Source organism: Sphingopyxis sp. USTB-05 (genome assembly GCF_023822045.1).
Taxonomy (GTDB): Bacteria; Pseudomonadota; Alphaproteobacteria; order Sphingomonadales; family Sphingomonadaceae; genus Sphingopyxis.
This window is the reverse complement of record NZ_CP084712.1, coordinates 4,161,702-4,184,135: the sequence shown is the minus strand read 5'-3', so window position 1 is coordinate 4,184,135 and position 22,434 is coordinate 4,161,702. Positions and strand designations below refer to the sequence as shown.

Annotated in this window: 19 protein-coding genes; 7 read left to right on the top strand and 12 right to left on the bottom strand. The window is 65.0% G+C overall.

What is annotated here, in order from left to right:
- Positions 1–17 precede the first annotated feature (17 nt).
- Complete coding sequence (locus KEC45_RS19370) at positions 18–737, top strand: EI24 domain-containing protein (protein ID WP_368389950.1); 720 nt, start codon at positions 18–20, stop codon at positions 735–737.
- Complete coding sequence (locus KEC45_RS19365) at positions 734–1,129, top strand: hypothetical protein (RefSeq protein WP_238586787.1); 396 nt, start codon at positions 734–736, stop codon at positions 1,127–1,129. Before KEC45_RS19370 ends, KEC45_RS19365 begins: the two co-directional genes overlap by 4 nt.
- Before the next feature lie 6 nt (positions 1,130–1,135).
- On the opposite strand, the gene queG is transcribed toward KEC45_RS19365, so the two are convergent.
- On the bottom strand, positions 1,136–2,188 hold the full coding sequence (gene queG, locus KEC45_RS19360; protein WP_062186201.1) for a tRNA epoxyqueuosine(34) reductase QueG: 1,053 nt from the start codon (positions 2,186–2,188) through the stop codon (positions 1,136–1,138).
- Positions 2,189–2,237: 49 nt separating this feature from the next.
- Here queG and KEC45_RS19355 point away from each other — a divergent pair, with 49 nt between their 5' ends.
- The 4 genes from KEC45_RS19355 (at position 2,238) to msrB (ending at position 6,500) form a co-directional block, all read left to right on the top strand.
- A complete protein-coding gene (locus KEC45_RS19355; protein WP_062186203.1) occupies positions 2,238–3,212 on the top strand; it encodes an ABC transporter ATP-binding protein in 975 nt (324 codons plus the stop codon).
- Complete coding sequence (locus KEC45_RS19350) at positions 3,209–4,456, top strand: ABC transporter permease (protein ID WP_062186205.1); 1,248 nt, start codon at positions 3,209–3,211, stop codon at positions 4,454–4,456. The genes KEC45_RS19355 and KEC45_RS19350 overlap by 4 nt, the downstream gene beginning before the upstream one ends.
- Before the next feature lie 246 nt (positions 4,457–4,702).
- Positions 4,703–5,956 carry a cytochrome P450 gene (locus tag KEC45_RS19345; RefSeq protein ID WP_062186207.1) on the top strand — a complete coding sequence of 418 codons (1,254 nt, stop codon included), beginning with the start codon at positions 4,703–4,705 and terminating at the stop codon, positions 5,954–5,956.
- 55 nt (positions 5,957–6,011) lie between these two features.
- Entirely contained in the window at positions 6,012–6,500 is a 489-nt protein-coding gene (gene msrB / locus KEC45_RS19340) for a peptide-methionine (R)-S-oxide reductase MsrB (RefSeq protein WP_062186209.1), read from the top strand.
- A 7-nt stretch (positions 6,501–6,507) separates the two neighbouring features.
- Here the strand turns inward: msrB and KEC45_RS19335 are convergent, their stop codons facing one another.
- The 3 genes from KEC45_RS19335 to KEC45_RS19325 are packed head-to-tail and all read right to left on the bottom strand — an operon-like array spanning position 6,508 to position 10,360.
- Positions 6,508–8,376, bottom strand: coding sequence for a hypothetical protein (locus KEC45_RS19335; RefSeq protein WP_062186211.1), 1,869 nt, complete (start codon positions 8,374–8,376; stop codon positions 6,508–6,510).
- Positions 8,373–8,804 carry a GtrA family protein gene (locus tag KEC45_RS19330; protein WP_252171255.1) on the bottom strand — a complete coding sequence of 144 codons (432 nt, stop codon included), beginning with the start codon at positions 8,802–8,804 and terminating at the stop codon, positions 8,373–8,375. The genes KEC45_RS19335 and KEC45_RS19330 overlap by 4 nt, the downstream gene beginning before the upstream one ends.
- A gap of 20 nt (positions 8,805–8,824) precedes the next feature.
- Positions 8,825–10,360 carry an NAD(P)/FAD-dependent oxidoreductase gene (locus tag KEC45_RS19325; RefSeq protein WP_062186215.1) on the bottom strand — a complete coding sequence of 512 codons (1,536 nt, stop codon included), beginning with the start codon at positions 10,358–10,360 and terminating at the stop codon, positions 8,825–8,827.
- A gap of 161 nt (positions 10,361–10,521) precedes the next feature.
- Between KEC45_RS19325 and KEC45_RS19320 the strand changes: the two genes are divergently transcribed.
- Positions 10,522–11,484 (top strand): patatin-like phospholipase family protein, encoded by a 963-nt coding sequence (locus KEC45_RS19320; protein WP_252171254.1) that lies wholly within the window; start codon positions 10,522–10,524, stop codon positions 11,482–11,484.
- A 440-nt stretch (positions 11,485–11,924) separates the two neighbouring features.
- Here KEC45_RS19320 and chrA read toward each other — a convergent pair whose 3' ends face one another.
- The 8 genes from chrA to mnmG form a co-directional block, all read right to left on the bottom strand.
- A complete protein-coding gene (chrA, locus tag KEC45_RS19315) occupies positions 11,925–13,124 on the bottom strand; it encodes a chromate efflux transporter (protein WP_062186219.1) in 1,200 nt (399 codons plus the stop codon).
- Between the two features lie 372 nt (positions 13,125–13,496).
- The gene (locus KEC45_RS19310; protein WP_238586788.1) at positions 13,497–16,271 is read right to left on the bottom strand and encodes a carboxypeptidase-like regulatory domain-containing protein; all 2,775 of its coding nucleotides are present in this window, start codon (positions 16,269–16,271) and stop codon (positions 13,497–13,499) included.
- A gap of 32 nt (positions 16,272–16,303) precedes the next feature.
- The gene (locus KEC45_RS19305) at positions 16,304–17,128 is read right to left on the bottom strand and encodes a molecular chaperone (protein ID WP_252171253.1); all 825 of its coding nucleotides are present in this window, start codon (positions 17,126–17,128) and stop codon (positions 16,304–16,306) included.
- Positions 17,129–17,385: 257 nt separating this feature from the next.
- Positions 17,386–17,883, bottom strand: a complete 498-nt coding sequence (locus KEC45_RS19300) for a DUF4402 domain-containing protein (protein WP_062187028.1) — start codon at positions 17,881–17,883, stop codon at positions 17,386–17,388.
- A gap of 261 nt (positions 17,884–18,144) precedes the next feature.
- The gene (locus KEC45_RS19295) at positions 18,145–19,113 is read right to left on the bottom strand and encodes a ParB/RepB/Spo0J family partition protein (protein WP_062186225.1); all 969 of its coding nucleotides are present in this window, start codon (positions 19,111–19,113) and stop codon (positions 18,145–18,147) included.
- A complete protein-coding gene (locus KEC45_RS19290) occupies positions 19,114–19,896 on the bottom strand; it encodes a ParA family protein (RefSeq protein ID WP_062186227.1) in 783 nt (260 codons plus the stop codon).
- Complete coding sequence (gene rsmG / locus KEC45_RS19285; RefSeq protein WP_062187029.1) at positions 19,893–20,540, bottom strand: 16S rRNA (guanine(527)-N(7))-methyltransferase RsmG; 648 nt, start codon at positions 20,538–20,540, stop codon at positions 19,893–19,895. The genes KEC45_RS19290 and rsmG overlap by 4 nt, the downstream gene beginning before the upstream one ends.
- The gene (gene mnmG / locus KEC45_RS19280) at positions 20,540–22,408 is read right to left on the bottom strand and encodes a tRNA uridine-5-carboxymethylaminomethyl(34) synthesis enzyme MnmG (protein ID WP_252171252.1); all 1,869 of its coding nucleotides are present in this window, start codon (positions 22,406–22,408) and stop codon (positions 20,540–20,542) included. Before mnmG ends, rsmG begins: the two co-directional genes overlap by 1 nt.
- Positions 22,409–22,434: the final 26 nt, after the last annotated feature.

Genomic DNA, 22,434 nt, shown 5'->3' with positions numbered 1-22,434 from the left:
CGTCAACGCAAGCGCGGGTGCTTGACGCAGCGCGCCGCGCCGCTCATCCACCGGTGATGGCCCGCGCCGTCCACGCTTTCCTGCTCGCGCTCAAAGACCTGCCCCAGCCGCGCGTGCTCCGCGTCCTAGCGCAGAGCCTGGCGCTCACCCTGCTCCTCCTCGCCGTTTCGGGCGCGGCGCTTTTCCTCGGCACGCGCTGGGCGCTCGCCCACTGGAAATGGCTCGACGAGGCACAGCTCGACATGGCGGGGGTCCTGATCGTTCTCCTCATCATCGCGGGAAGCTGGCTGCTGTTTCGCGCGGTCGCTATCGTGGTCGTCGGCCTGTTCGCCGATGCGATCGTCGCCGATGTCGAGGGGCGCCATTATCCCGCCGCCGCCCGTCGCGCCGTCGATGTCGGCTGGCGCCAGAATATCGGCCTCGCGCTCGCATCGCTCGGCCGGCTGATCGGCGGCAACCTGCTCGCGCTGCCAGTCTATATCCTGCTGCTCGTCACGGGCATCGGCACGCCGATCTTTGCCCTGCTCGTCAACGCCCTGCTCCTCGGCCGCGATCTCGAGGCGATGGTGCTCGCGCGCCACCCCGGCCATGCGCGCTTTGACCGGCCGGCGCGCTGGTCGCTCGGCCTGCTGTCCGCCGCAAGCTTCGTGGTACCCGTCGCCAATCTGTTGGCGCCGATTCTCGGCGCCGCTATGGCCGTCCATATGTTGCATCTCGGCAAGGGGGACCAGAATTGACGATCGAAAAACGCCGCCTGGCCGCCATCGCCGGCCCCTCGCTGCTTCTAACTTTGACGCTGGGCGCCTGCGCCGGCTCCGCGATTCCGCGCGCGACACCCCCGCCCCGGACGACTGCGCCGCCGCCAACTACCGTCGTGAAACCGGTGCAGAACAATGCGTTGATCGGAAACAGCGCCGACGCGATCGGCCGCATGTTCGGCAAGCCGCGGCTCGACATCTCCGAGGGCGCCGGCCGCAAGCTGCAGTTCGCCGGATCGAACTGTATCCTCGATATCTATTTTTACGCGCCGCGCGCGGGCGCCAATCCCGTCGCAACGCATGTCGACGCGCGCACTCCGGATGGCCGCAATGCCGAGGTCAACAGCTGCGCGCAGGCCCTGCAGCGCTAAGCGACGTCACGACGTCAGTTCGGCAAGGGCCCATAATGCCGCGTCGGCGACCATAGGCGATTCGTCCATCGCCAGCCGCTCGAGCGCCGGCACGAAGCGCGCATCGCCGCTGTTTCCCGCCGCGATCGCAGCGTTGCGTACCATCCGCCCGCGCCCGATCCGCTTGATCGGCGACCCCGCAAACACCTGCCGGAAATCGGCATCGTCGAGCGCGAGCAGGTCCCCGATCGACGGCGCCACCAGCTCGGCGCGCGGCAGGAAGGCGCGGTGCGTGTGCGCGGTGTCGGCAAACTTGTTCCACGGGCACGCCGCAAGGCAATCGTCGCAGCCATAGATCCGGTTGCCGATCCCGCGCCGCAACGCGACCGGAATCGGACCATTATGTTCGATCGTAAGGTACGAGATACAGCGCCGCGCATCGAGCCGATATGGCGCCGGAAATGCCTGCGTCGGGCAGGCGTCCTGACATGCCGCGCAGCTTCCGCACGTATCGCGCCCGGGCGTTGACGACGTAAGCTCCAACGTCGTGTAGATCGCCCCCAGAAACAGCCAGCTGCCATGGTCGCGGCTGACGAGGTTGGTGTGCTTGCCCTGCCAGCCGAGCCCGGCGGCCGCTGATAGAGGCTTTTCCATCACCGGCGCGGTGTCGACGAACACTTTGACCTCGGCATCCTTGACCTCGGCAACGAGCCAGCGTGCGACAGCCTTCAGCGCCTTTTTGACGATGTCATGATAATCGCCGCCCTGCGCATAGACCGAAATGCGCCCGCGTGTCGGATGCTCGGCGAGCGCCAGCGGGTCGAGCGCGGGGGCATAGCTCATGCCCAAAGCAATCACCGACCGGACCTCGGGCCATAGCCCCTTGGGCGATCCGCGCTGCTCGGCGCGGCTTTCCATCCAGATCATGTCGCCGTGGCGCCCCTCGGCGAGCCACTGGTTCAACCGCGCCGCCGTTTGTGGTGCCGCGTCGGCACGCGCGATTCCGAACGCCGCGAATCCATGCTCGCGCGCGACCGCTTCGAGGCGTTGTTCCAGGGAAGGCAAGGCTTCGGCAACCATTGGCGCTCTATACGCGAGCCGCCTCGCCGTGCCATAGTCCGGTGAGCGAATGATCGGGGACCGAAATTTGAACGATTTCAGCGTCGAGGCGAATGGCCTCACCAAATATTTCGGCAATTACAAGGCGGTCGATCATGTCAGCCTCGCGGTGCCGACGGGCAGCATTTACGGCGTACTCGGCCCCAATGGCGCCGGCAAGACGACGAGCCTGCGCATGACGCTCGGCATTATCGACCCCGACGAGGGCGCAAGCCAGCTCTTCGGCGGACACAAGCCGCAAAGCGTGCGCAATCGTATCGGCTATCTTCCCGAGGAGCGCGGGCTCTATCCCGGGATGAAAGCGCGCGAGGCGATCGCCTTCATGGGCGCGCTGCGCGGGCTCGACTGGGCCGAGGGCCGCCGCCGCGCGGAACGCTTCATGACCGAACTCGGGCTCGAACGCGTCGTCGATACCAAGATCCGCAAGATGTCGAAGGGCATGGCGCAGATGATCCAACTCATCGGCTCGATCGTCCACTCCCCCGACCTCATCGTTCTCGACGAACCTTTTTCGGGGCTCGATCCCGTAAATCAGGAGCGACTCGAAATGCTCGTGCGGCGCGAACGCGACCGCGGCGCGACGATCCTATTTTCGACGCATGTCATGGCGCACGCCGAGCGGCTCTGCGACCGCATCGCAATCATCGCGCGGTCGGCGCGCCGGTTCGAAGGCACGGTCGACGACGCGCGCGCGCTGCTGCCGATGCAGGTGCGCTACACCCCGCGCACGGCGAGCGATCACGCCACGGTCGCTGCGAACCTGCCCACAGGAGCCGAGCTGCGCGGCGATGCCTGGCATTTTGCGATCGGGGACAGCGACGTCGAGCCGTTGCTCGCGCGCATCACCGCGAGCGGCCTTGGCGTCATCGGCCTGTCGATCAGCCGTCCCGCGCTGCACGATGCCTTTGTCCATATCGTCCGGCAGGTCGATGCGGGGTTCGATGCCGATGCGACCGAGGACGCCGTCGAGGAGGCAAGCGCATGACCCCCTTTATCCGCAGCATGTTCGTTGTTGCGCGGCGCGACTTTCTCGCGATCGTTGCGACCCCGACCTTTCTCCTGTTCCTGCTTGCGCCGCTGTTCATGGTCGCGATGGGCCTCGCCGGCGGTGTCGGCGCGTCACAGCTTGCCGACAGCGCGCGCGGTGCTGGCCGAATCGTCGTCGTCGCAGACCCTGCGGACATCGAAGCGTTACGCGCCGCCGACATGCGCCTTCGCGCTGCGATGGCGCGCGAACCCGCGACGCTCGATATCCGGATCGCGGGGCCCGCGAATGCCGATCCCGTCGCGATCGCGCGCGAAAAAGGCAGCGACACCTACGCCGTCATGAGCGGCCCGCTCACCGCCCCCCGCATCGTCGAACGCGAACGGGGCAGCAGCGCGGGCCGCTATCTCGGTCTGCTCGCGGGCGATGTACAGCGCGCGCGCGCCGCCGGCCCGCTCCCATCGATCACCCCCGATTTCGAAGCGCTGTCCAGCGGCGGCGCGAGCATTGCGGTGCAACAGTCGATCGGGTTCGGCGCAGTGTTCGTCATCTTCCTCCTGACCCTGCTCCTGGCGGGCCAGACGGTGAGTTCGCTCGCCGAGGAAAAGGGCAACAAGGTCATCGAGATTCTCGCCGCCGCGGTCCCGCTCGAAAGCGTTTTTCTCGGTAAGCTGCTCGGCATGCTTGGCGTCGCCGTGCTGTTCATCGCCTTCTGGATGGTCGTCGCGATGGGCGGCGGGCTGGTCGCTGCGACACAGGTCGATCCCGCTGCCATCGCCGCCGCGGGCAAGGCCGGCAAGGCGGCGACCGCGCTCGCCGCGATGCCCGCGACCGGCTGGCCCTTTTTCCTCGGTATCGGCTTTGCCTATTTCATCCTGTCCTTCCTCCTCCTCGGCGCGGTCTTCCTCGGTGTCGGCGCACAGGCGGGGTCGGTGCGCGAAATCCAGATGCTCAGCCTGCCGATCACCATCTTTCAGGTCGGCATGTTCAGCCTCTCGGCAGGCGCGGCGAGCGCGCCGGGCAGCGGGCTTGCACATTTCGCGCAGATATTTCCCTTCTCCTCCCCGCTCGCGATGGCGGCCCGCGCCGCAACCGACGATGCGCGAGCCGTCCACCTGCTCGCGCTCGGCTGGCAGGCGATCTGGGTTGCGCTCGTCATATGGCTTTCGGTCCGCCTCTTCCGCGCCGGCGTGCTGAGCAGCGGCAGCGGCTGGAAATTCTGGAAGAAGAGAAAGACCGCCTGAGCCGGCGGGTTCGACGGAGTCGCCAACCCGTCCGTTACCGCCATCCGGACTTGATCCGAGGGCTCGCTCGATACCGAATCCGGAAACTGCGTCAAAAGAAGCGGGATTCCGGATCAAGTCCGGGATGTCGACGCGGCGTAATCTTCCCACCCCAAAGCCCCCCTCCCCATCGTTGACAAAGCTGTAAATAGTGGCATTCTGCAACTCAATTGGCCGCGGACAAGACGGCCGTGAGAGGAGCACCCCATGGCCACCCAGATCCGCGTCGAACCCGAAATCAACCCGCTGGACGTCAGCCGCGCCGAGCTGTGGCGCAAGGATGTCTGGCAGGAACCGATGCGCCAGTTGCGGGCCGAATCGCCGATCTATTATTGCGAGGATTCGAAGTTCGGTCCCTATTGGTCGGTGACGACCTACAAGCCGATCCAGCATATCGAAGCGCTGCCGAAAATCTTCTCTTCCTCATGGGAATATGGCGGCATCACCGTCGCCGGCGACGGGGTCGAATATCTCAAAGAGGGCGAGATCCCGATGCCGATGTTCATCGCGATGGATCCGCCGCAACATACTGCGCAGCGCCGCACTGTCGCGCCCGCTTTTGGTCCGTCGGAGATCGAGCGCATGCGCGCCGACACCGTCGCGCGTACCGCGGCGTTGATCGATACGCTGCCGGTCGGTCAGCCCTTTGACTGGGTCGAGAAACTCTCGATCGAGCTGACGACCGACATGCTCGCGATCCTGTTCGATTTCCCCTGGGCCGATCGCCACAACCTCACCCGTTGGTCCGACGCGCTCGGCGACATCGAATCTTTCGACACGGCCGAACTACGGCATGCGCGCACCGCGACGGCGTTCGAAATGGGTGCGGCGTTCAAGGAATTATGGGATCACAAGGCGAAGAATCCCGGCAAGCACGACCTCATCTCGATCATGCTTCAGTCCGACGCGATGAACCATATGAGCGAGCATGAGTTCATGGGGAATCTGATTCTGCTCATCGTCGGCGGCAACGACACGACGCGCAATTCGATGTCGGCCTATGCCTATGGCCTTCACTGTTTTCCCGAAGAGCGCGCAAAGCTTGAAGCAAATCACGATCCCGACCTCGCAGTCAACGCGATGCACGAGATCATCCGCTGGCAGACGCCGCTGGCGCACATGCGCCGCACCGCGATGGAAGATACCGAACTGTTCGGTCACCAGATCAAGAAGCGCGACAAGCTGGCCCTGTGGTACGCCTCGGCGAACCGGGACGAGGAGATTTTCCCCGACGGCGACCGGATCATCGTCGACCGCGAAAATGCCCGTCGTCACCTGGCCTTCGGTTATGGCATCCATCGCTGCGTCGGCGCGCGCGTCGCCGAGTTGCAGCTCACGACGCTGATCTCCGAAATGCAGAAGCGCCGTCTGCGCGTGAACGTCCTCTCCGAACCCGAGCGCGTCAACGCCAGCTTCGTCCACGGCTATCGCCACATGCAGGTCGAACTCGAAAGATATTGACGCGTGATGTAACCGGTCGCGATCGGCGCGCGTATTTCGGGTAAGGAGTCCCGATATGATCGAACGCCGTACCATCTTGTCCGGTCTCGCGCTCGGCGGCGCGGTGATCGCCGCGCCGATGCTGTTCGCCAGGCCCGGCGCGCGCCCGAAAGGTCAGGCCGGCTGGCAGCTTTCCGACGCCGAATGGAAACAACGCCTGTCCCCGCTTCAGTATCGCGTGCTACGTGAGGCGGCGACCGAGCGCGCCTTTACCAGCCCGCTCGACAAGGAAAAGCGCGCCGGCACCTTCGACTGCGCGGGCTGCGCGCTGCCGCTCTATTCGAGCAAGACCAAGTTCGACAGCGGCACCGGCTGGCCCAGCTTCTGGGCCCCCCTCAAGGGCGCAATCGGCACTGCGACCGATCGCGAACTCGGCTACCCGCGCACCGAAGTGCATTGCCGGCGCTGCGGCGGGCACCTCGGTCATATGTTCGACGATGGGCCGAAGCCCACGGGCAAGCGATATTGCATGAACGGCGCGGCATTGCGCTTCCGCCCCGCCTGAGACCGCCTTACCGGGGCTTCACCCGCCACACCGACAGGCCTGCGCGCGACGCGATCGGCACGGCCTCGAGCCATGCCGGCGGTTTTCCGGCATAAAGCTGCGCCGCGAGCGCATCCTTGCGGGCGCCCCGATATCGGGTGAAATCATTCGCCGTCCGGCAATAGACGATCAGCGTCGCCTGCTGCTTGTGCACGAGCGCTTCCGCCTTCGCCGGATCGTCCGCAAAAATGCGGATTGTGTCGGCCATCGCCTCTTTGTTGCGGTGGTGCGGCGTCGCGACAAGGCTGTGACGCGTCCAGAAAATCACCGGAGCGCCAAGATCGATCGGGGTCAGGATCGTCGTCGTCGGCAGCCCCGCCAAATCGGCGATGGCAGCGGGATCGAGGCAGTTGGCCATATAGGGATTTGCGAGCGCAGCGTCCGCCTCGGCCTTTTTGTCCTCAGCTTTCAGCGACGGGACGAGCGGACCGAGCACCGCTGCGACCGCGATGCTGCCGAGCAGCGGCAACGTCAGCACCGCGGCGACCGACGCCAGAACGCGTGGCACCGTCGATGTGATCGTCCGCGCCCGGACCCATGCACGCACGCCGAGCCAGGCGCAGCCGGGCAAGGCGAAAAGATGCGCGGTCGATGCGCTGCGCAGAACCAACAGCGACAGCGCGGCCGCACCGATCAGCGCGACGATGATCGTCGCCCAGTTTCTGCGGTCGGCCGCGAGGGTGCAGCTCCGCCACGCAAGCAGCGATCCCGCAAGGCCGATCACCGAGGGGACGAGCACATGGATCACATCATGCGCGCGCGACATCCACAAGGGCTGGCCTTCAAGGACATTGCGATACCAATATTTCACGACGATCGGATCGAGCGCGGCGAACGGTCCGTTCGCGCATTGCGGTTCGGTCCACACCAGCGCGACCGCCGCCGAAGCGCCCGCAACGCCGAGCAGCAGGAAGCGGATCGATGCCCGGGCCGGGTTGATCCGGGCCGCGGAAAAGGTCACCGCCGCCGCGGCGGCGAAGGCTGCCATATAGGGCGCCGAAAGCGAATCGCACCATGTGCCCGAAAGGCCGACCGGACCGCGCGTCGCGAACTGTAACAGCAACGCTCCGGCTGCCAGTGATCCCATATAGCCACACAGCCGCGCGCGATCTTCAGCGCCTCCGCCCAGTGCCCAGCGCAGCGCGGCAAGCCCCGCGAACAGTGCGACGATCGGCAATCCTTCGATCGACACCGCTAGCAACGCCGCTGCAAAAATGCCCCCGAGCACGCCCGCCTGCCAGGTCGCGGGGCGCAGCGCCTGCGCCATAATCAGCATCGCGAAGAAAATCTGCCAGCCGTGATGGTCGACCCGAAGCGGACGAAACTGCACCAGTATATAGCCCGACATGATCAGGAAGAGCGGCGCGGCATAGGCGATCCGCCGGTCGGAGAGATTGCGATAACCGAGGACGCAAGCGACGCTGAGCGCCGCGCCGAGCAGCGGGGGCCATAGGGTCATCACGATCCGTTCGGCCATCGCCTGTCCGAACAGCGGCTTCAGCAGCAGGATGCCGGCCGCCAGCGGCGCGTCGACGATACGCGACCAGTGCATCAGCACCCCGCCGCCTGCCGGATTGACGCGATATTGCGACAGGTCCCACCAGCTTTGCCCGGCGAGCAGGTCGCGGACCTGCGCCATGCGCATGGCATCGTCGGTGTCGGACAGATCGAGCGCGCCGATGCCGTGCCATTTCGCGATGATCGCGACGAGGCTCATCAGCCCCCAGATGATCAGCGCGATACGGACCGGCGTGAACCATGGGCCGAGCATGATCCCATCAGACGACGGCGCCCGAGCCGGCGGCGCGCCCGCGGCAAGCGCGCGCGCGTCGCTCATGCTGCGGCGGTCCGGAACACGATATGACGGCGCAGCAAATATGTGGTCTGGAAGCTGACGGCGATCGCGGCGAGCTTCGCGAGCCGAGGATCAAGGCCGAGCGCACTGCCGCCACCGACGATCGCGGTGGTGACCGTAAGCCCGACGAGCGCCGATCCGACAAACAGCAGCTTCTGGCGATGCCGCTCGCCCGTACCGCGCGCCGCGGCGCCGTCGGCAAAGACGAGCCGGCTCGACACCATCCAATGCACCAGGATCCCGGCGCAATAGCCCGTCGCCGACGCCATCACCGACGACATACCGGCGTCGAGCAACAACAGGAACAGCCCCGCGTCGCTGCCGAGCGCAAGCCCGCTGGCGAGCAGATAGTTCAGCCAGCGAATTTCGCCGCGCCGCACCGACGCGACCAATTTTGTCACAGGCAGCATGCCGATCCCCCGGCCCGGCCCTACGCGGCTTTCGCCACGCGCGCCGGCACTTCGCGAACCGAGGCCAGTGCCGCCTGTTCGCCCTCGGTGCCGCTCTCATGATATTCGGCATCCTCGTTAACGCCCCAGATATCATAGAGTTTTTCGCCAGCGACGATGTTGCGCACCGTCAGCATCGCGGTCATCATCGCGTGATCCTGATTATTATAGCGGTGCATTCCGTTGCGCCCGACCATGTGCAGCGTCGGATAGCGCGCCTCGAGTTCGCTGCGCATCGTCTCGACATGCGCGGCATAATCATCGTCGTAAACCGGATAGGCCTTTTCTTGCCGGACGACGGCGCCGCCGACGACATCTTCGGGGTCGCAAAGGCCCAGAACTTCCATTTCCTTGGTTGCCAGCGCGATCAGTTTCTCGTCGCTCGACGCCCAGAGTCCGTCGCCCTCGAAACAGAAATATTCGAGCCCGACGCACGCCAGTTCGGGGTCGGGCACCATTTCGGGCGACCAGCTTCGGAAATTCTGCACCCGTCCGACCCGCACTTTGCTGTCGTGGATATAGATCCAATTGTCGGGGAACAGGTCTTCGGAGCGTATCTTGAGCGCAACGGTCAGGAAGTCGCGATATTTGAGGTTCGGCGCGGCATTCAGCGCGCACGCGGGCAGCGGATGGATGCGTGCCGCCAGTTCGCGCATCGGCGCCGAACTGATGACATGCGCGGCGTCGATCACGATATCGCCGTCGGGACCGGTCGCGGTCATCCGCCAGCGCCCTGTCTTCTGGTCCTGCGTCAGCTGCTTGAAGCTATGGCCCATCAGCACATGGTTGCCACCCGCGACGACCTTGTCGCGCGCGGCTTCCCACATCATGCCGGGGCCGAGCCGCGGGTAGCGAAAGGTTTCGAGCAACGTCTTCGTCGCCATTCCATCGTTCGGCTTCTTGTTGAGCCCGAGGCTGCGCTTCAGGCCGTCGATCACCGCGCCGCCGAGCGACAAGCCCTTGATACGCTGCGCCGCCCAGTCGGCCGACATTTCGTCGCACGGCATGCCCCACACCTTCTCGGTATAGGTTTTGAAAAAGATCGAATAGAGCTTCCGCCCGAACTGGTTGATCGTCCAGTCCTCGAAACTGCGGACCGCCTTGTTCGGGAACAGTTTGGCCTGCGCATAGCTCACCATGCACAGCGTCGAGCGAAAGATGCCGAGGTTCCACAGCGCCTCGAACGCGCGCAGCGGATAGGAATAGAATTTGCCCTCGTAATAGATGCGGCTCATCCGCGGGCGTTCGATGAAATCATGCGGAAGAATCTCGTTCCACAGGTCGACGACTTCGCGGCTCTTCGAAAAAAAGCGGTGTCCCCCGATGTCGAAGCGAAAGCCCTCATGCTCGACCGTGCGGCTGATCCCGCCGACATAGACCGGGTCCTTTTCGATTACCGTCACATGGTAACCCTGCTGTGTCAGCTGATAGGCGGCGGTAAGCCCCGCCGGCCCCGCGCCGATGATAGCAACGTCGACGCCCGTCGGACGGCTTTTCGAACCAAAGGCTTCGGACATTTTCGATTGTTCCCCACAGGCAAATTCTTGCTCGCTACCCCTGTGGCCAATCATGGATAAAAAGTGGTTAACATCGGGCCTCGATTCTCGCGAAAACGCGGCTTCAAACCTTGGGCTTCGGGCGCTGTTGCGGTAAACTGGCGACAGCCAGGAGGCGCGATATGGCAGGCGGTTTGGCAATCGTATTGAGCGGAGGCGGCGCAAAGGGCGCGTTTCAGGTCGGCGTCGTCCACGAACTCGTCGTCAATCGCGGGGTCCGGCTCGACATCGTCGCGGGCGTGTCGACCGGCGCGATTCAGGCGCTCGGCGTAGCGCAGGATGATATCCCCGCCCTGCTCGACACATGGCTTGCCATTCGTGGCAACAGCTCAATCTACAAATCGCGCCCGCTCGGCGTCGTCGGCGGGCTGCTCGGCGAAGATGCGCTTTACGACACCGCGCCGCTCAAACGGCTGCTCAAGGGCTTCGCGAACGACGCAAAACTCCGCGCGAGCGGGCGCAAGCTGCTCCTTGGTGTAGTCAACTTGGGCACCGGCACCTATCGCACGATCGACGAGAGTGTGCCCGGTATCCACAATTGGGTCTATGCAAGCTGCGCGATGCCGCTCTTCTTCGATCCGCTAAAGACGCGGGCAAGCGACGGAACGGAGGAGCAATGGGTCGACGGCGGCGTCCGCGATGTGACGCCCCTCAGCTCGGCGCTGGAAATGAATCCGCGCGGTGTGATCGCGGTCCGCGCCTCTCCCGCGCCGCGCCCCGGACCCGTGCGCACCTTTCCCAACCTCATCAAGATCGGGCTGCGCGCGGTCGACATATTGCAATCGGAGGTGTCGGCGAACGACCTCGCCGGCGCCGCGCTGATCAACGACCTGATCGCGGCGCGCGAGGGCCAGCTCCGCGCGCTCCAGAACGAAGGCATCGGCGGCGCGCAGGCCGCGCGCATCCTCCGCCCGCTCGACGTCCAGATCGCGCGCTACCGTTTCGCGCCGATCCGCATCATCGAACCCGAGGAAGAGGTCGCCGAAACGCTCGAATTCAACCCGGCAAAGATCCGCGCCGCAATCGACGCCGGCCGCCGCGCCGTCGACCGCGAATGGGACGCGCTGGAACCGTTGCTGAGCTGAATGGATCAAACAGCAGCTTTCGACGGGAAGCGGACAGATTCTCTCCTCGTCACCCCGGGCTTGACCCGGGGTCCCGCTTGAAATCGAAGTCAGTGAGTGAGTCAAAAAGCGGGATCCCGGGTCAAGCCCGGGATGACTGAAGTGGGTGGCTGATCGCCCGCTTCTCACCCCAAAACAAACATCGCCTTCAAATAGGTCTTTCCTACATTATCCGGCCGTGCCAGCTTTAATCCGGCTCTTTCATTCGGTGAACAAAAAGCGGTCTCTGCCTGCTTGCGGGTGCGACCATGATCGGACGTGCCGCGCACATCCAGCACTCCGCGACTTGCAAATCAGGGCTCTCACAGGGCTGAACTTTCCTGAACTTTGGAATATTGCGCCGACCCGATCCCGGATCCAGCCGAGCGATGTCCAAAGAGGGCAACGGCAACTCCCCACCCCTAACCCGCCATCCCGAGCCACCCCGCAAGCCCCCCGCCCGCGACGATCGCCGGCGTGACCCACGCGCCCTTGACGCGCCACACCACCGCCAGCGCCGCGGCAAAGAGTAACAGCGCAAACAGGGGATCCGCCACCCGTGCGCCCGTTGCTTGCCCCAGCTGGACGAACGTCGCGGCAATGATGCCGACCACCGCCGCGGCAACGCCGGCGAGAACGCGGTGCAGTGCGGGATTCTCGACAATCGCCTCCAATCGCTCGAACAGGATCAGCGAAAAGGCGAAGGCCGGCAGGAACATGCCTGCGGTGATCGCCAGCGCGCCGCCCGGACCCCCCGCAACATAACCGACGAAGGTCGCGAAAATGACCAGCGGCGCCGGAAGCACGCCCGCCAGCGCGATCCCATCGAGAAAAGTCCCGTCGCCGATCCAGCCGCGCCCTACGGTATCGGCTCGAACATAGGGGATCGCGGTATAGGCGCCGCCAAAGGTCAACAGCCCACCCTTCAGCCCCGCGACAAACAGCGCCGCGAGCGTGACGGGAGCTGCGGTCGCAGCCGAAGCAGCCGACATCGCGGGCTGAGCCATCAGATCGATCGCCACCGCGACGCCCGTCGCGGCGATCAGGGTCGCTATTGCGACCGCGGGACGATGCGCCGCGGCATAGACGAGGCCCCCGGCAACGAGCGGAATCCAGAAGGGCACGCCCGCCAGCGTGGCGAGCAAGCTCGCCGCGGCAATCAGCGCGAGCAGCCAATCCTCGACGATATGCTGCCCGATCCGAACCACCGCGCGCAGGATGATCGCCAGCACCGCGACCTGCACGCCGAGCAATATTCCCGCAAACCCGGTCCTGCCCGCGATCCACTCGACATAAAGCCAGCCGGCGACGAGCATCAGCGCCAGCCCCGGCAGCATGAACCCTAGCCCCGCGAGCAATCCGCCGATCCGGCCGCGCGCGACCATGCCCAGATGCACGCAAAGCTCGTGCGCCTCCGGCCCGGGCAGGACCTGCAGCACCGCGAGCAGCCGGTTGAAACGCCCCGGATCGATCCAGCGCTCCTCGTCGACCAGCGCCTGCCGGATCATCGCTATCTGCGCGACCGGTCCACCAAAGGCCAAGCATCCGAAACGCAGGAATTTCAGGAACAATGCCGCCAGGCTGAGCTCTGACGGGCGGGTTGAGGCAAGATCGGTTGTCATATTAACGCTCCGAGCGCCGCAAAATGCAGCGGATGGAGCGGAACTTGGGCGGAAGACCCCGCCTGAACGGGCGTCCGCACCGGCCCGTTGCCGCCGATATCGTCCGAAGCCTGAACGAAGTCAATTGTGGTGATGGGCGCAGTTCGAGACCTAACGCGGCCGACCACGGCGGGGTAGGCACATCGATACCGGTCGAAGGTCCCCATTCGAGCGGTTGCCGACCTCTCCATCATCGTCACCCCGGACTTGATCCGGGGTCCCGCTTGATTTCGAAGGCCGGTGGATGCGAATAAAAGCGGGATCCCGGGTCAAGCCCGGGATGACGAAGTGGCTGACGCAACGCCCGCTCACTACCCCAAAACAACCTGACAACTACAACCCGCCATCCCCCTCGCCCGGCGGACCGCGGGCCAAGTTGCCGCCCGATTGCGCTTCGGCCCGTATCGCAACGTCGCGGCTCAGCGGCTTCAGCGCCACCGTCCCCAGCCGCACCCGCGGCATCGCCTTGCCGGGTGCCGCGCTCAGCACAAGCGCGCCGTCGAGCCGCAGCGCCGCCGCCGACGCCTTGCCCGGCCGCACCGTGTAACGGCCGTAAGCGACGCCCTCGAACAGGAAATAGCCGTCGAATTCGGTGATCGTCGTCGCGCGCAAACGTCCCTCGGCATCGACCAGTTCGACGCTCAATCCCTCGACCGGATTGCCGCCGTCGCGGCGCAACACACCCTCGATTTCGCCCGCCGCCGCCATGGGCAGCAGCACGCGCGTCGCCACCCCAGGCCGCGGGGTCACCACGACACCCGGCAACGCGGGCTGGACATAGGGGTCGGGCAGGCTGCCCGCATCGATCCCGATCATCACCGGGCGGAAAGGTTCAAGGCCGTCGATCGCGCCAAACCCCGCCCTGTCGGTCGCCGCATCGACGAACGCATTGCCAGCGGTCAGCGGCACGTCGGGCAACGCAGTTTCGCCGGGCTGGCGGACCCCGTCGCCATTCTCGTCCATCCATACCTCGGCGACGACTTGTCCGCGGCTCGCGAGCTTCTCGCTCGAAACGCGCCAGCCGCCGTTCGATTTCGGCCCAAAGCTGAAGGCGAGCGCCAGCGATGCCGCGACCGATCCGTCGCTCGCGACCTCCCCAAAGCCCGTAAGCTGCAGCTTATTGAAACGGCGCGTATATCCCAGACCCGCCCGCGCGCGATCGAGGCCCCGGTCATAGCCGAGTTCGGTGCGCCATTCGGCATCGCCCCTTCCGGCCCATTCGCCGATCAGCGTCATGCGCGAATCCGCATTGGCGCCCGACAGCGCAAAACGCGCCTCACCACGGACGCGAACGCGCCCGATGCGGGCGTTGGCGAGCAGGCTGGCGGACAGATTGTCAGGCGGATCGGGACCAACCGGCACCTTCGTCCGACTCCAATCGAGCTGCCCGGTAAAGGTCAGCGCGCGAAAACTCGCCGACGCGCGGGCGCTCGCTTCCAGACTGTCCACCCCCGACCATCGTTCGACGTGCCGCACGTCGAAATGCAGCGGCAGCACCGTCCGCCCCAGCTTGACCGACTGGTCGATCGACACCGAAGAGATACCGTTGATATTATTGATCAAACGGTCCGAAACAAACCCGCCCCACCCGCGCATCGCATCGGCGCGAATATAGGTCTCGCCGAATGCCGCAAGCCAGCTCGCGCGCGCCGCCAGACCTCCATTGTCGGCATAGCTTCCGCCCACCTCCAACAAGGTCGGCCCGATCGACCGGCGCAGCGCTACCTCGCCATAATTATAGCGGACATTCTCGATCATCAGGCTGTGGAAATAGGCCGCGGCGGAAGTGCGCGTGTCGAGCCCGCGTTCGAGCCCCATCGTCCCGCGCCAGCCGCGCCGAAATGCGCCGCGCCTTTGATTTCCGAACTCGATCAGATCGGCATTTTCCTGCGCGAACCCCGCCCAATACCAGGTCTGCTGTGGCGGGATCGAATCCATTCCCACCTGCACCTGCCGGATTTCGCGCCTGATCTGCCCCTGCGGTCCGTAAAGCACGATCTCAAAACGGTTCGCGCCATATTGCAGCGGCACATCGACAAATTCGTAGCGGCCGTCGCCGTTCGGGCTCGTAAAGGCGAGCAGCTGCCCGTTGCGATAGAGCTCGGCATCCCAGCCCGCGGGCAAGTCGCCGCGAAAGGTCGTCTTGTCGAAGGCGTCGGGCCGCTCGATCGGCCGGTTGGTGAGCACCGCGCCGCGCCCCGGCGCCGACGCCGCGACGATGCCGGTCGAGAGCAGGCTGACATCGCCCAAGCCATAATGCGTCGCCCTCAACGGGCCGAGCAGCCGCCCCTGCGGATCGGTACGATAGAGCCGCATCCGCAAACTGTCGGGCACCCCCTCATTATCCGATGACAGCCGCGCGTCGAAACTCTGACCTGCCACCTCGCCCGCCGCGAAAATCTCGTAACGTCCCTGGACATAGGACCCGCCGCGCTTGTCCGAGACCACACCCGCCGACGCGACGACATCGACCGACGGCATCGCCCATGCCTGATATGGCCGCGCTGCTTGCGGCAGACTTGCAAGGTCGAAAGCGGCCTGCGGGCGGATCGAGGCTGCGCGCGCGCGGCGTTCGGCGGCGAGCTGGAACGGCAGCTTGTCCTTCGAGTCGATCCGCAGCACCGCATTCGACAGATCGGCGGCGAGCGGAACGCCCAGCCACTCGTTCAGACTGGCCAATTCGACGCACCACCCCGCAGGCGTGTCGCGGATCGTCGTGGCGGTCAGGCGAAAGCTCTGGCTTCCCGCGCGTACTTCGCCCGCGTCGCGGTCTATCGCAAGACTCCGCCGCTCGTCGAACACCCAGCCGGTTGCGCGGCGCAACTTTTTGTCGACGCGCACCGCGAGGTCGAGCGCGAGCACGACATCGCCCAGATCGACGCAGATCCCCTGCGGCGTCTGATAGCCGCGCACCCCGTCGCCGACCCGATATTGCCCCGAGCGCATGTCGAACAGCCAGCTGTCATCCTCGTTCGGCGACCAGCCGTCGCCCGCGATCGAAACGGGCTTTTTTTCTACGGCTTCGGCGCCGGCAGGAAGCAGCCCCACCAGCGCGAACCCGGCCATCGCCGCCTTCATCCATCGGGAAAGCGCCGCGCGGATCATCATCCCGCCCCGCTCCGCTCCCGCAACCTACATCGTCATTTCACCACCCGCTCGGCCTCGTCGATCGTGCCGCCGCCGATTTCGCGATCTTCGGTGTAGCGGATCTGCACCGGACCTTTCAGCTTCGCCGCCAACTCGCCAGGAACGCGGAGCGATACCTTGCGCGCGCCGACTTCCGGATAGACCGCAATCCCGCGCGCAACGAGCAGCGGCTCGGCCAGCCCGGGCCGTGTCACCTCGATATCGCCATAAACCGAACGATTGCCCGTGCGCGAAAGGTCGAAATTGAACGCCGGGCCGTCCTGTGTCTCGCTGACCCAGGCTTCGCCGATCGACGCTTCTGCGCCGAGATCGCCGACCCGTACGATCACCGGAATTGTGATCCCGTAAATCGGCGTGAGTGCGATCGACACGCCTTCGCTTACCGGCTTGGGCTCGGCGGTCGCCGGCGCCGCATCGGGCACCGCGCGGAACAGCATATGCGCGCGATATTCCCCCGGGGGCGTTCCTTCGGGAAGACGCACACCGACGCGCACGACCTGCGGCTGGTTCGGTGGCAGCGTGACGCGGCGCGGGCTGAAGACGATCATGTCGAGCGCGGCGCGCTCCGCAGTCGTCACATTCTCCTCGGCAATCTCGTCGAGCCCGCCGTCGGCCGTCATCCGCTTGATCTCAAGGCTGATGCGATAGGTTGCAGGCGTATTGCCGATATTGTTCAACACCACTTCGGTCCCGCGCGATCCGTCGAGTATGACGCGCGTCGGCGCGACGAGCAGGTCGCCCGCCGCCAGCGCGGGCGATACCACGGCGCCAAGCGCAGCCGCGGTGAACAGGCCAAAGGCCTTCAAAAAACGAAGCATTGGATACGATCCCCACAATCGTCCGGGAGCCGGCCCCACACCGTCCCGATGGTCGCATCCTGCCTGCACCGACATGGTTGATATTTCGCTAACCAACTGGCGTCAGGACCCGATATCTTCGCCATTCGGTCGCCTCGATCGCGCAATTGGCGGGTTCTGATCCTGGTGGTCCGGACGAAAAAAGGGGTCGCCGGACGCGCGCCCGTCGACCCCATTTTAATGGCTGGCGGATCTCGGCCCGCCAGGCCCCCCAACGCTTATTGGTAGTTTGCGGTGACGTTGAACGTCCCGGAATAGTCGCCCGATGCCTGGTTGGCGCCCACGCTCAGCGTGCCGCCGACCTGAAAGCTGCCACCGGTCGGGCTCAGCGTGATGTTCGGCGACGAATAGGTCAGCGTCGACGTCATCGTGCCGCCGAGCGAACCGTTGAGCGTGACGGTCGAATCGCCGCCAACGAGCACGACGGCGCCGTTCGTACCCTGAACATTATAGCTGCCCGCCGTCGTCGTGCCCGTGCAGGTCAGGCCCGCGCCGCAGGTCGCGGCACCGGCGGTCGACACTGCGACGGTCGAAGCCGTCGCGCCGCTGATGATCGTCGCATATTGCAGGTCGCTGGTCTTGGTGAGCGTGATCTGGCGAAGGATCTTGGCCGTGGCCGTCCCGGTGGCCGACGCCGCCTGCGCCGCCGAGGCGTTCATGGCGAGGGCAGCAATCGCGGCGCCCAGAAGGGCGCGCTTCATTCCAAAGTTGCGCATATGATTTGGTCCCTTGATACCGAAGAATTTCGGTCGAATTTTCGAATGGATATCCCACCCCATTCGCCGACTCGTTTAGACAGGGACCTGTTCAGGCTTTGCCAGCAAGATTGGTTAACGACGCAGCAAGAACTGGCCGGAGGAGACCGATATATTATCGTGAAATCAATATGCTATCTATGAATAGCGAAGAATGCCGCACCGCCCGATTTTTCGTCGACGGCCCGGACTGATACATTTTGATGCGCGTTATGGCGCGAATCAGATCCCCTCGCCCGAAAGCCGCTGGCAAATCATGTCGAGCTGGTCGAGCGACGCGAATTTCAGCGTCAGCGCCCCCTTGCCCTCGCCCGCATATTGGATGGCAACGCCAATCCCAAGCAGCTCGGACAGATGCCGCTCGACCGCGACGATATCGGGATCGCGCCCGCCATCCATGCTCTTATATTCAAGCGGCGCCTTGCGCGGCGCATCGTCGCCCTTGCTCGCGCGGACCAACGCCTCGACGGCGCGGACCGACAGGCCTTCCTTCGCGACGCGGCGCGCGATCGCTTCGGCGTCGTCCGCGCCGATCAGCGCGCGCGCATGCCCCATCGCCAGCGATCCGTCGCCAACCAGCGCCTGCACGCTTTCGGGCAAGTCGAGAAGGCGCATCAGATTTGCAACATGGCTGCGCGACTTGCCGACCAGCTTCGCCAGCGCTTCCTGATTATGCCCGAAATCGTCGATGAGGCGGCGATAGGCACTCGCCTCTTCGATCGCGTTGAGGTCCTGGCGCTGGATATTCTCGACCAGCGCGATCTCATAGGTCGCGGCGTCGTCGAGTTCGCGCACAAGCGCGGGAATCTGATGCAGCCCGGCACGCTGCGCTGCGCGCCATCGCCGTTCGCCCGCAACAAGCTGATAGCCGTCTCCGTCGGGCGACCGGCGGACGATGATCGGCTGCAGCAATCCGCGCAGCCCGATCGAATCGGCCAGTTCGGCGATCGCATTCTCGTCGAAATGGCGGCGCGGCTGACCGGGGAGCGGACGAATCGATCCGACCCCGACATGCTGCACGGCATCGCCCGATACGGGCGCAGCCGCCTTCGCAGCGCCCCCGGGGGTCGCCAGCACCGGGGCCTCGACGGCAACATCACCGAACAGGGCATTGAGCCCGCGGCCGAGCCCCGAGGGCCGCTTGCGCGCTGGCGTCGATTCCGATCCAGTTTCGTATTTATTATCAGCCATTTATGCAGCCTTGCGGACGTTTGGAAGCCGGTCGATCAGCTCACGCGCCAACGCGATATAGGCGGCCGATCCGGCGCAGCGGTGATCATAGATCAGCGCGGGAAGCCCGTGGCTCGGCGCTTCGGACAGGCGGACGTTGCGAGGGATGACCGTTTCGAACACCACCGGGCCAAGCACCTCGCGAACGTCATCCGACACCTGATCTGTCAGCCGGTTGCGGCGGTCGAACATCGTCAGCGCGACGCCGAGGATCGACAATTTCTGGTTGAAGCGCTCGCGCACACGCTCGACCGTGGTGAGGAGCTGGCTGAGCCCCTCGAGCGCGAAAAATTCGCACTGCAGCGGCACGATCAGCGATTCGGCCGCAATCAGCGCATTGAGCGTCAGCATCCCGAGCGACGGCGGACAGTCGATCAGGCAGATATCCCACTGCCCCGCCTCGGCGCTCGACAGCGCCTGTTGCAGGCGGTGCAGGCGATCTTGAAATTCGATCAGTTCGATCTCGGCGCCCGACAGGTCGACCGTAGCGGTGACGATATCGAGCCGCGGGACGGCGGTCGGAATCGCGCATTCGGCAAGCGTCGCGTCGCCGCGTAGCAATTCATAGCTCGAACATTCGCGTTGCGATTGCTTGATACCGAGCCCGGTCGACGCATTGCCCTGCGGATCGAGATCGATGATCAGCGTGCGCCAGCCGGTGGCCGCGAGCGCGGTCGCCAGATTGATCGCCGTTGTCGTCTTGCCGACCCCACCCTTTTGGTTCGCCACGGCAATGCGGATCATCGCTTTCCTCGCTGTTTTGCCGATATTTTTCCGGAGCCGACCAAAATCTGGCTCTCAGCGTCCGTACGGCTCTGTTCCACGTGGAACATTCTCTGCCATGGCTCGGGCAGCAAAGCCAGTTCCTTAACTGCGTTTCGTCCTTTTGGCAGCAGCCAGCGCGTCGATTCGGTGGAAAAACGGGCGGATAAGTCGAGCAGCTTGTCGAGTGGAGCGAAAGCGCGCGCGCTGATCGTCGCGGCCGGCCGCGTTTCAATACGTTCAAGCGGCGCTTCGGCAACCTCGACATGCGCCAGATCAAGTTCGGCGGCGACCGCGCGGAGAAAGTCGCAGCGCCGCTTGCGCGATTCGACAAGCAGCATGGGTCGCGCGCTCAGGATCGCGACGACCAAACCCGGCAGCCCCGGTCCACTCCCCAGGTCGATCCAGAGCCCCTCGCCCTCACACGTGTCGAAAGAAAGAAGCTGCGCACTGTCGGCTATATGGCGAACCCAGATATTGGGGATCGTCGACGCCGCGATCAAATTTTGCTGCCCATTTTCTTCGACGAGCATCTGCACGAATCGTTCGAGCTTCGCCCACTGGTCCGCCGTCGGCGCAAAGCTATCGCCGATCCATCCGCGTGCGCCCTCTTCGCTTTCTACGATCACGCCGCGCGCCGCCGGCTATGCACCATGATCGCCGTCAGTGCCGCAGGTGTCACTCCGTCGATCCGCGCCGCCTGCCCCAGCGTCTCGGGCTGCGCCCTCGTCAGCCGCTCGACCATCTCGCGCGACAGCCCGCCGATCGCCGCATAGTCGAGCGTGGGATCGAGTGCGATCGCTTCATTCGCCGCGAGCGCGCGAAGTTCGGCATCCTGCCGCGCGATATAGGGCGCATAATGCGCGTCCTCGCCGATCTCCGACAGGATAGCTGGATCGATCGAATCGAGTTCGGGCGCCAGAACGGCGAGCCGTGCGACCGACATGTCGGGGTAGCGCAACAGGTCGATTCGCTTGCGCATGATGCCATCGCCCGGAAGCGCGAGGCCGACGGCGGCATAATCGGCCGTTGCGACGGACGCGTCGAGCAAAGCTTCGGCCTTCGCGCGTTCGGCCTGTCGCGCCGCAAACAACGCCGCAGTCGCCGGGCGGACCAGCCCAAGTTCGATCCCTTTCGGCGTCAGCCGTGTAGCAGCATTGTCGGCACGCAGCCGCAGCCGATATTCGGCGCGCGCGGTGAGCATACGATAGGGCTCGGTCACCCCCTGCAGAACAAGGTCATCGACCATCACGCCAATATAGGATTCGCTGCGATCGAGGATCAGCGGGTCTCGCCCCTGCGCGGCCAGCGCGGCATTTGCGCCAGCGACCAGGCCCTGCGCCGCCGCCTCCTCATATCCGGTCGTCCCATTGATCTGTCCCGCGCAATAGAGTCCCGGCATCGCGCGCACCTGCAACGTCCGGTCGAGCGCACGCGGATCGATATGGTCATATTCGACCGCATATCCCGGCACGACCATGTCGACCGTTTCGAGCCCTATCATCGTTCGGAGCATCGCGAGCTGCACGTCAGCGGGAAGCGAGGTCGAAATCCCGTTTGGATAGACCAGAAAACTGTCGAGCCCTTCGGGTTCCAGAAACACCTGATGCCCGTCGCGATCGGCAAAACGATGGATCTTGTCCTCGATCGACGGGCAATAGCGCGGACCCGCTGCGCCGATCGCCCCGGTAAACAAGGGCGAACGATCGAGATTTGCCGCGATGATCGCATGGCTTTCGGCATTGGTGCGCGTGATCGCACAAAAAACCTGCGACACCGTGCGTTCGCTGTTCCACGTGGAACAGGTCCAGCGCGCACCCTCCGCGCTATCCGACGGTTGCTCGTCGAGCCGCGCCCAGTCGATCGTTCGTCCGTCAACCCGCGGTGGCGTGCCCGTCTTGAGCCGCGCCATCGGGAGATCGGCGGCACGCAATTGTTCGGCGAGCCGGTGTGCGCCGGCTTCACCGATACGCCCGCCCTGCATCCGCTCCTCGCCGCGAAACAGTCGGCCGCCAAGGAATGTCCCGGTTGCGAGCACGACCGCGCTGGCTTTCAGCATCGACCCGTCTGCAAGGTCGAGTCCTTCGACCCGACCCTCGTCCGAAAGCCGAAGCCCCGCCGCCTCACCCGCGACGACGGCGATGCCGTCCTCGGCCGCGAGAAAATTCTGGATCGCCGCGCGATAAAGTTTTCGGTCAGCCTGAATGCGCGGCCCCTGAACTGCCGCGCCCTTCGAAGCGTTGAGCATCCGGTAATGGATTGCGGCGCGGTCGGCAGCGCGCGCCATCCACCCATCGAGCGCGTCGACTTCGCGCATCAGATGCCCCTTGCCCAGCCCACCGATCGCTGGGTTGCAAGACATCGTCCCGATCAGCGAGGGGTCGAAACTGACGAGCGCGACACGCGCACCAAGCCGCGCTGCGGCCGCCGCAGCCTCGGTTCCAGCATGCCCACCGCCAACGACGATGACATCGAAAATCGCTTCATTCTGCATGATTGTGGCGGCCTTTAGCGCAAAGC

What these genes read in the sequence shown, in the direction of transcription:
- queG (WP_062186201.1), bottom strand. Translation starts at nt 2,188, where the DNA reads ATGGTTGCCGAAGCCTTGCCTTCCCTGGAACAACGCCTCGAAGCGGTC.
- KEC45_RS19355 (WP_062186203.1), top strand. Translation starts at nt 2,238, where the DNA reads ATGATCGGGGACCGAAATTTGAACGATTTCAGCGTCGAGGCGAATGGC.
- KEC45_RS19350 (WP_062186205.1), top strand. Translation starts at nt 3,209, where the DNA reads ATGACCCCCTTTATCCGCAGCATGTTCGTTGTTGCGCGGCGCGACTTT.
- KEC45_RS19345 (WP_062186207.1), top strand. Translation starts at nt 4,703, where the DNA reads ATGGCCACCCAGATCCGCGTCGAACCCGAAATCAACCCGCTGGACGTC.
- msrB (WP_062186209.1), top strand. Translation starts at nt 6,012, where the DNA reads ATGATCGAACGCCGTACCATCTTGTCCGGTCTCGCGCTCGGCGGCGCG.
- KEC45_RS19335 (WP_062186211.1), bottom strand. Translation starts at nt 8,376, where the DNA reads ATGAGCGACGCGCGCGCGCTTGCCGCGGGCGCGCCGCCGGCTCGGGCG.
- KEC45_RS19330 (WP_252171255.1), bottom strand. Translation starts at nt 8,804, where the DNA reads ATGCTGCCTGTGACAAAATTGGTCGCGTCGGTGCGGCGCGGCGAAATT.
- KEC45_RS19325 (WP_062186215.1), bottom strand. Translation starts at nt 10,360, where the DNA reads ATGTCCGAAGCCTTTGGTTCGAAAAGCCGTCCGACGGGCGTCGACGTT.
- KEC45_RS19320 (WP_252171254.1), top strand. Translation starts at nt 10,522, where the DNA reads ATGGCAGGCGGTTTGGCAATCGTATTGAGCGGAGGCGGCGCAAAGGGC.
- chrA (WP_062186219.1), bottom strand. Translation starts at nt 13,124, where the DNA reads ATGACAACCGATCTTGCCTCAACCCGCCCGTCAGAGCTCAGCCTGGCG.
- KEC45_RS19310 (WP_238586788.1), bottom strand. Translation starts at nt 16,271, where the DNA reads ATGATGATCCGCGCGGCGCTTTCCCGATGGATGAAGGCGGCGATGGCC.
- KEC45_RS19305 (WP_252171253.1), bottom strand. Translation starts at nt 17,128, where the DNA reads ATGCTTCGTTTTTTGAAGGCCTTTGGCCTGTTCACCGCGGCTGCGCTT.
- KEC45_RS19300 (WP_062187028.1), bottom strand. Translation starts at nt 17,883, where the DNA reads ATGCGCAACTTTGGAATGAAGCGCGCCCTTCTGGGCGCCGCGATTGCT.
- KEC45_RS19295 (WP_062186225.1), bottom strand. Translation starts at nt 19,113, where the DNA reads ATGGCTGATAATAAATACGAAACTGGATCGGAATCGACGCCAGCGCGC.
- KEC45_RS19290 (WP_062186227.1), bottom strand. Translation starts at nt 19,896, where the DNA reads ATGATCCGCATTGCCGTGGCGAACCAAAAGGGTGGGGTCGGCAAGACG.
- mnmG (WP_252171252.1), bottom strand. Translation starts at nt 22,408, where the DNA reads ATGCAGAATGAAGCGATTTTCGATGTCATCGTCGTTGGCGGTGGGCAT.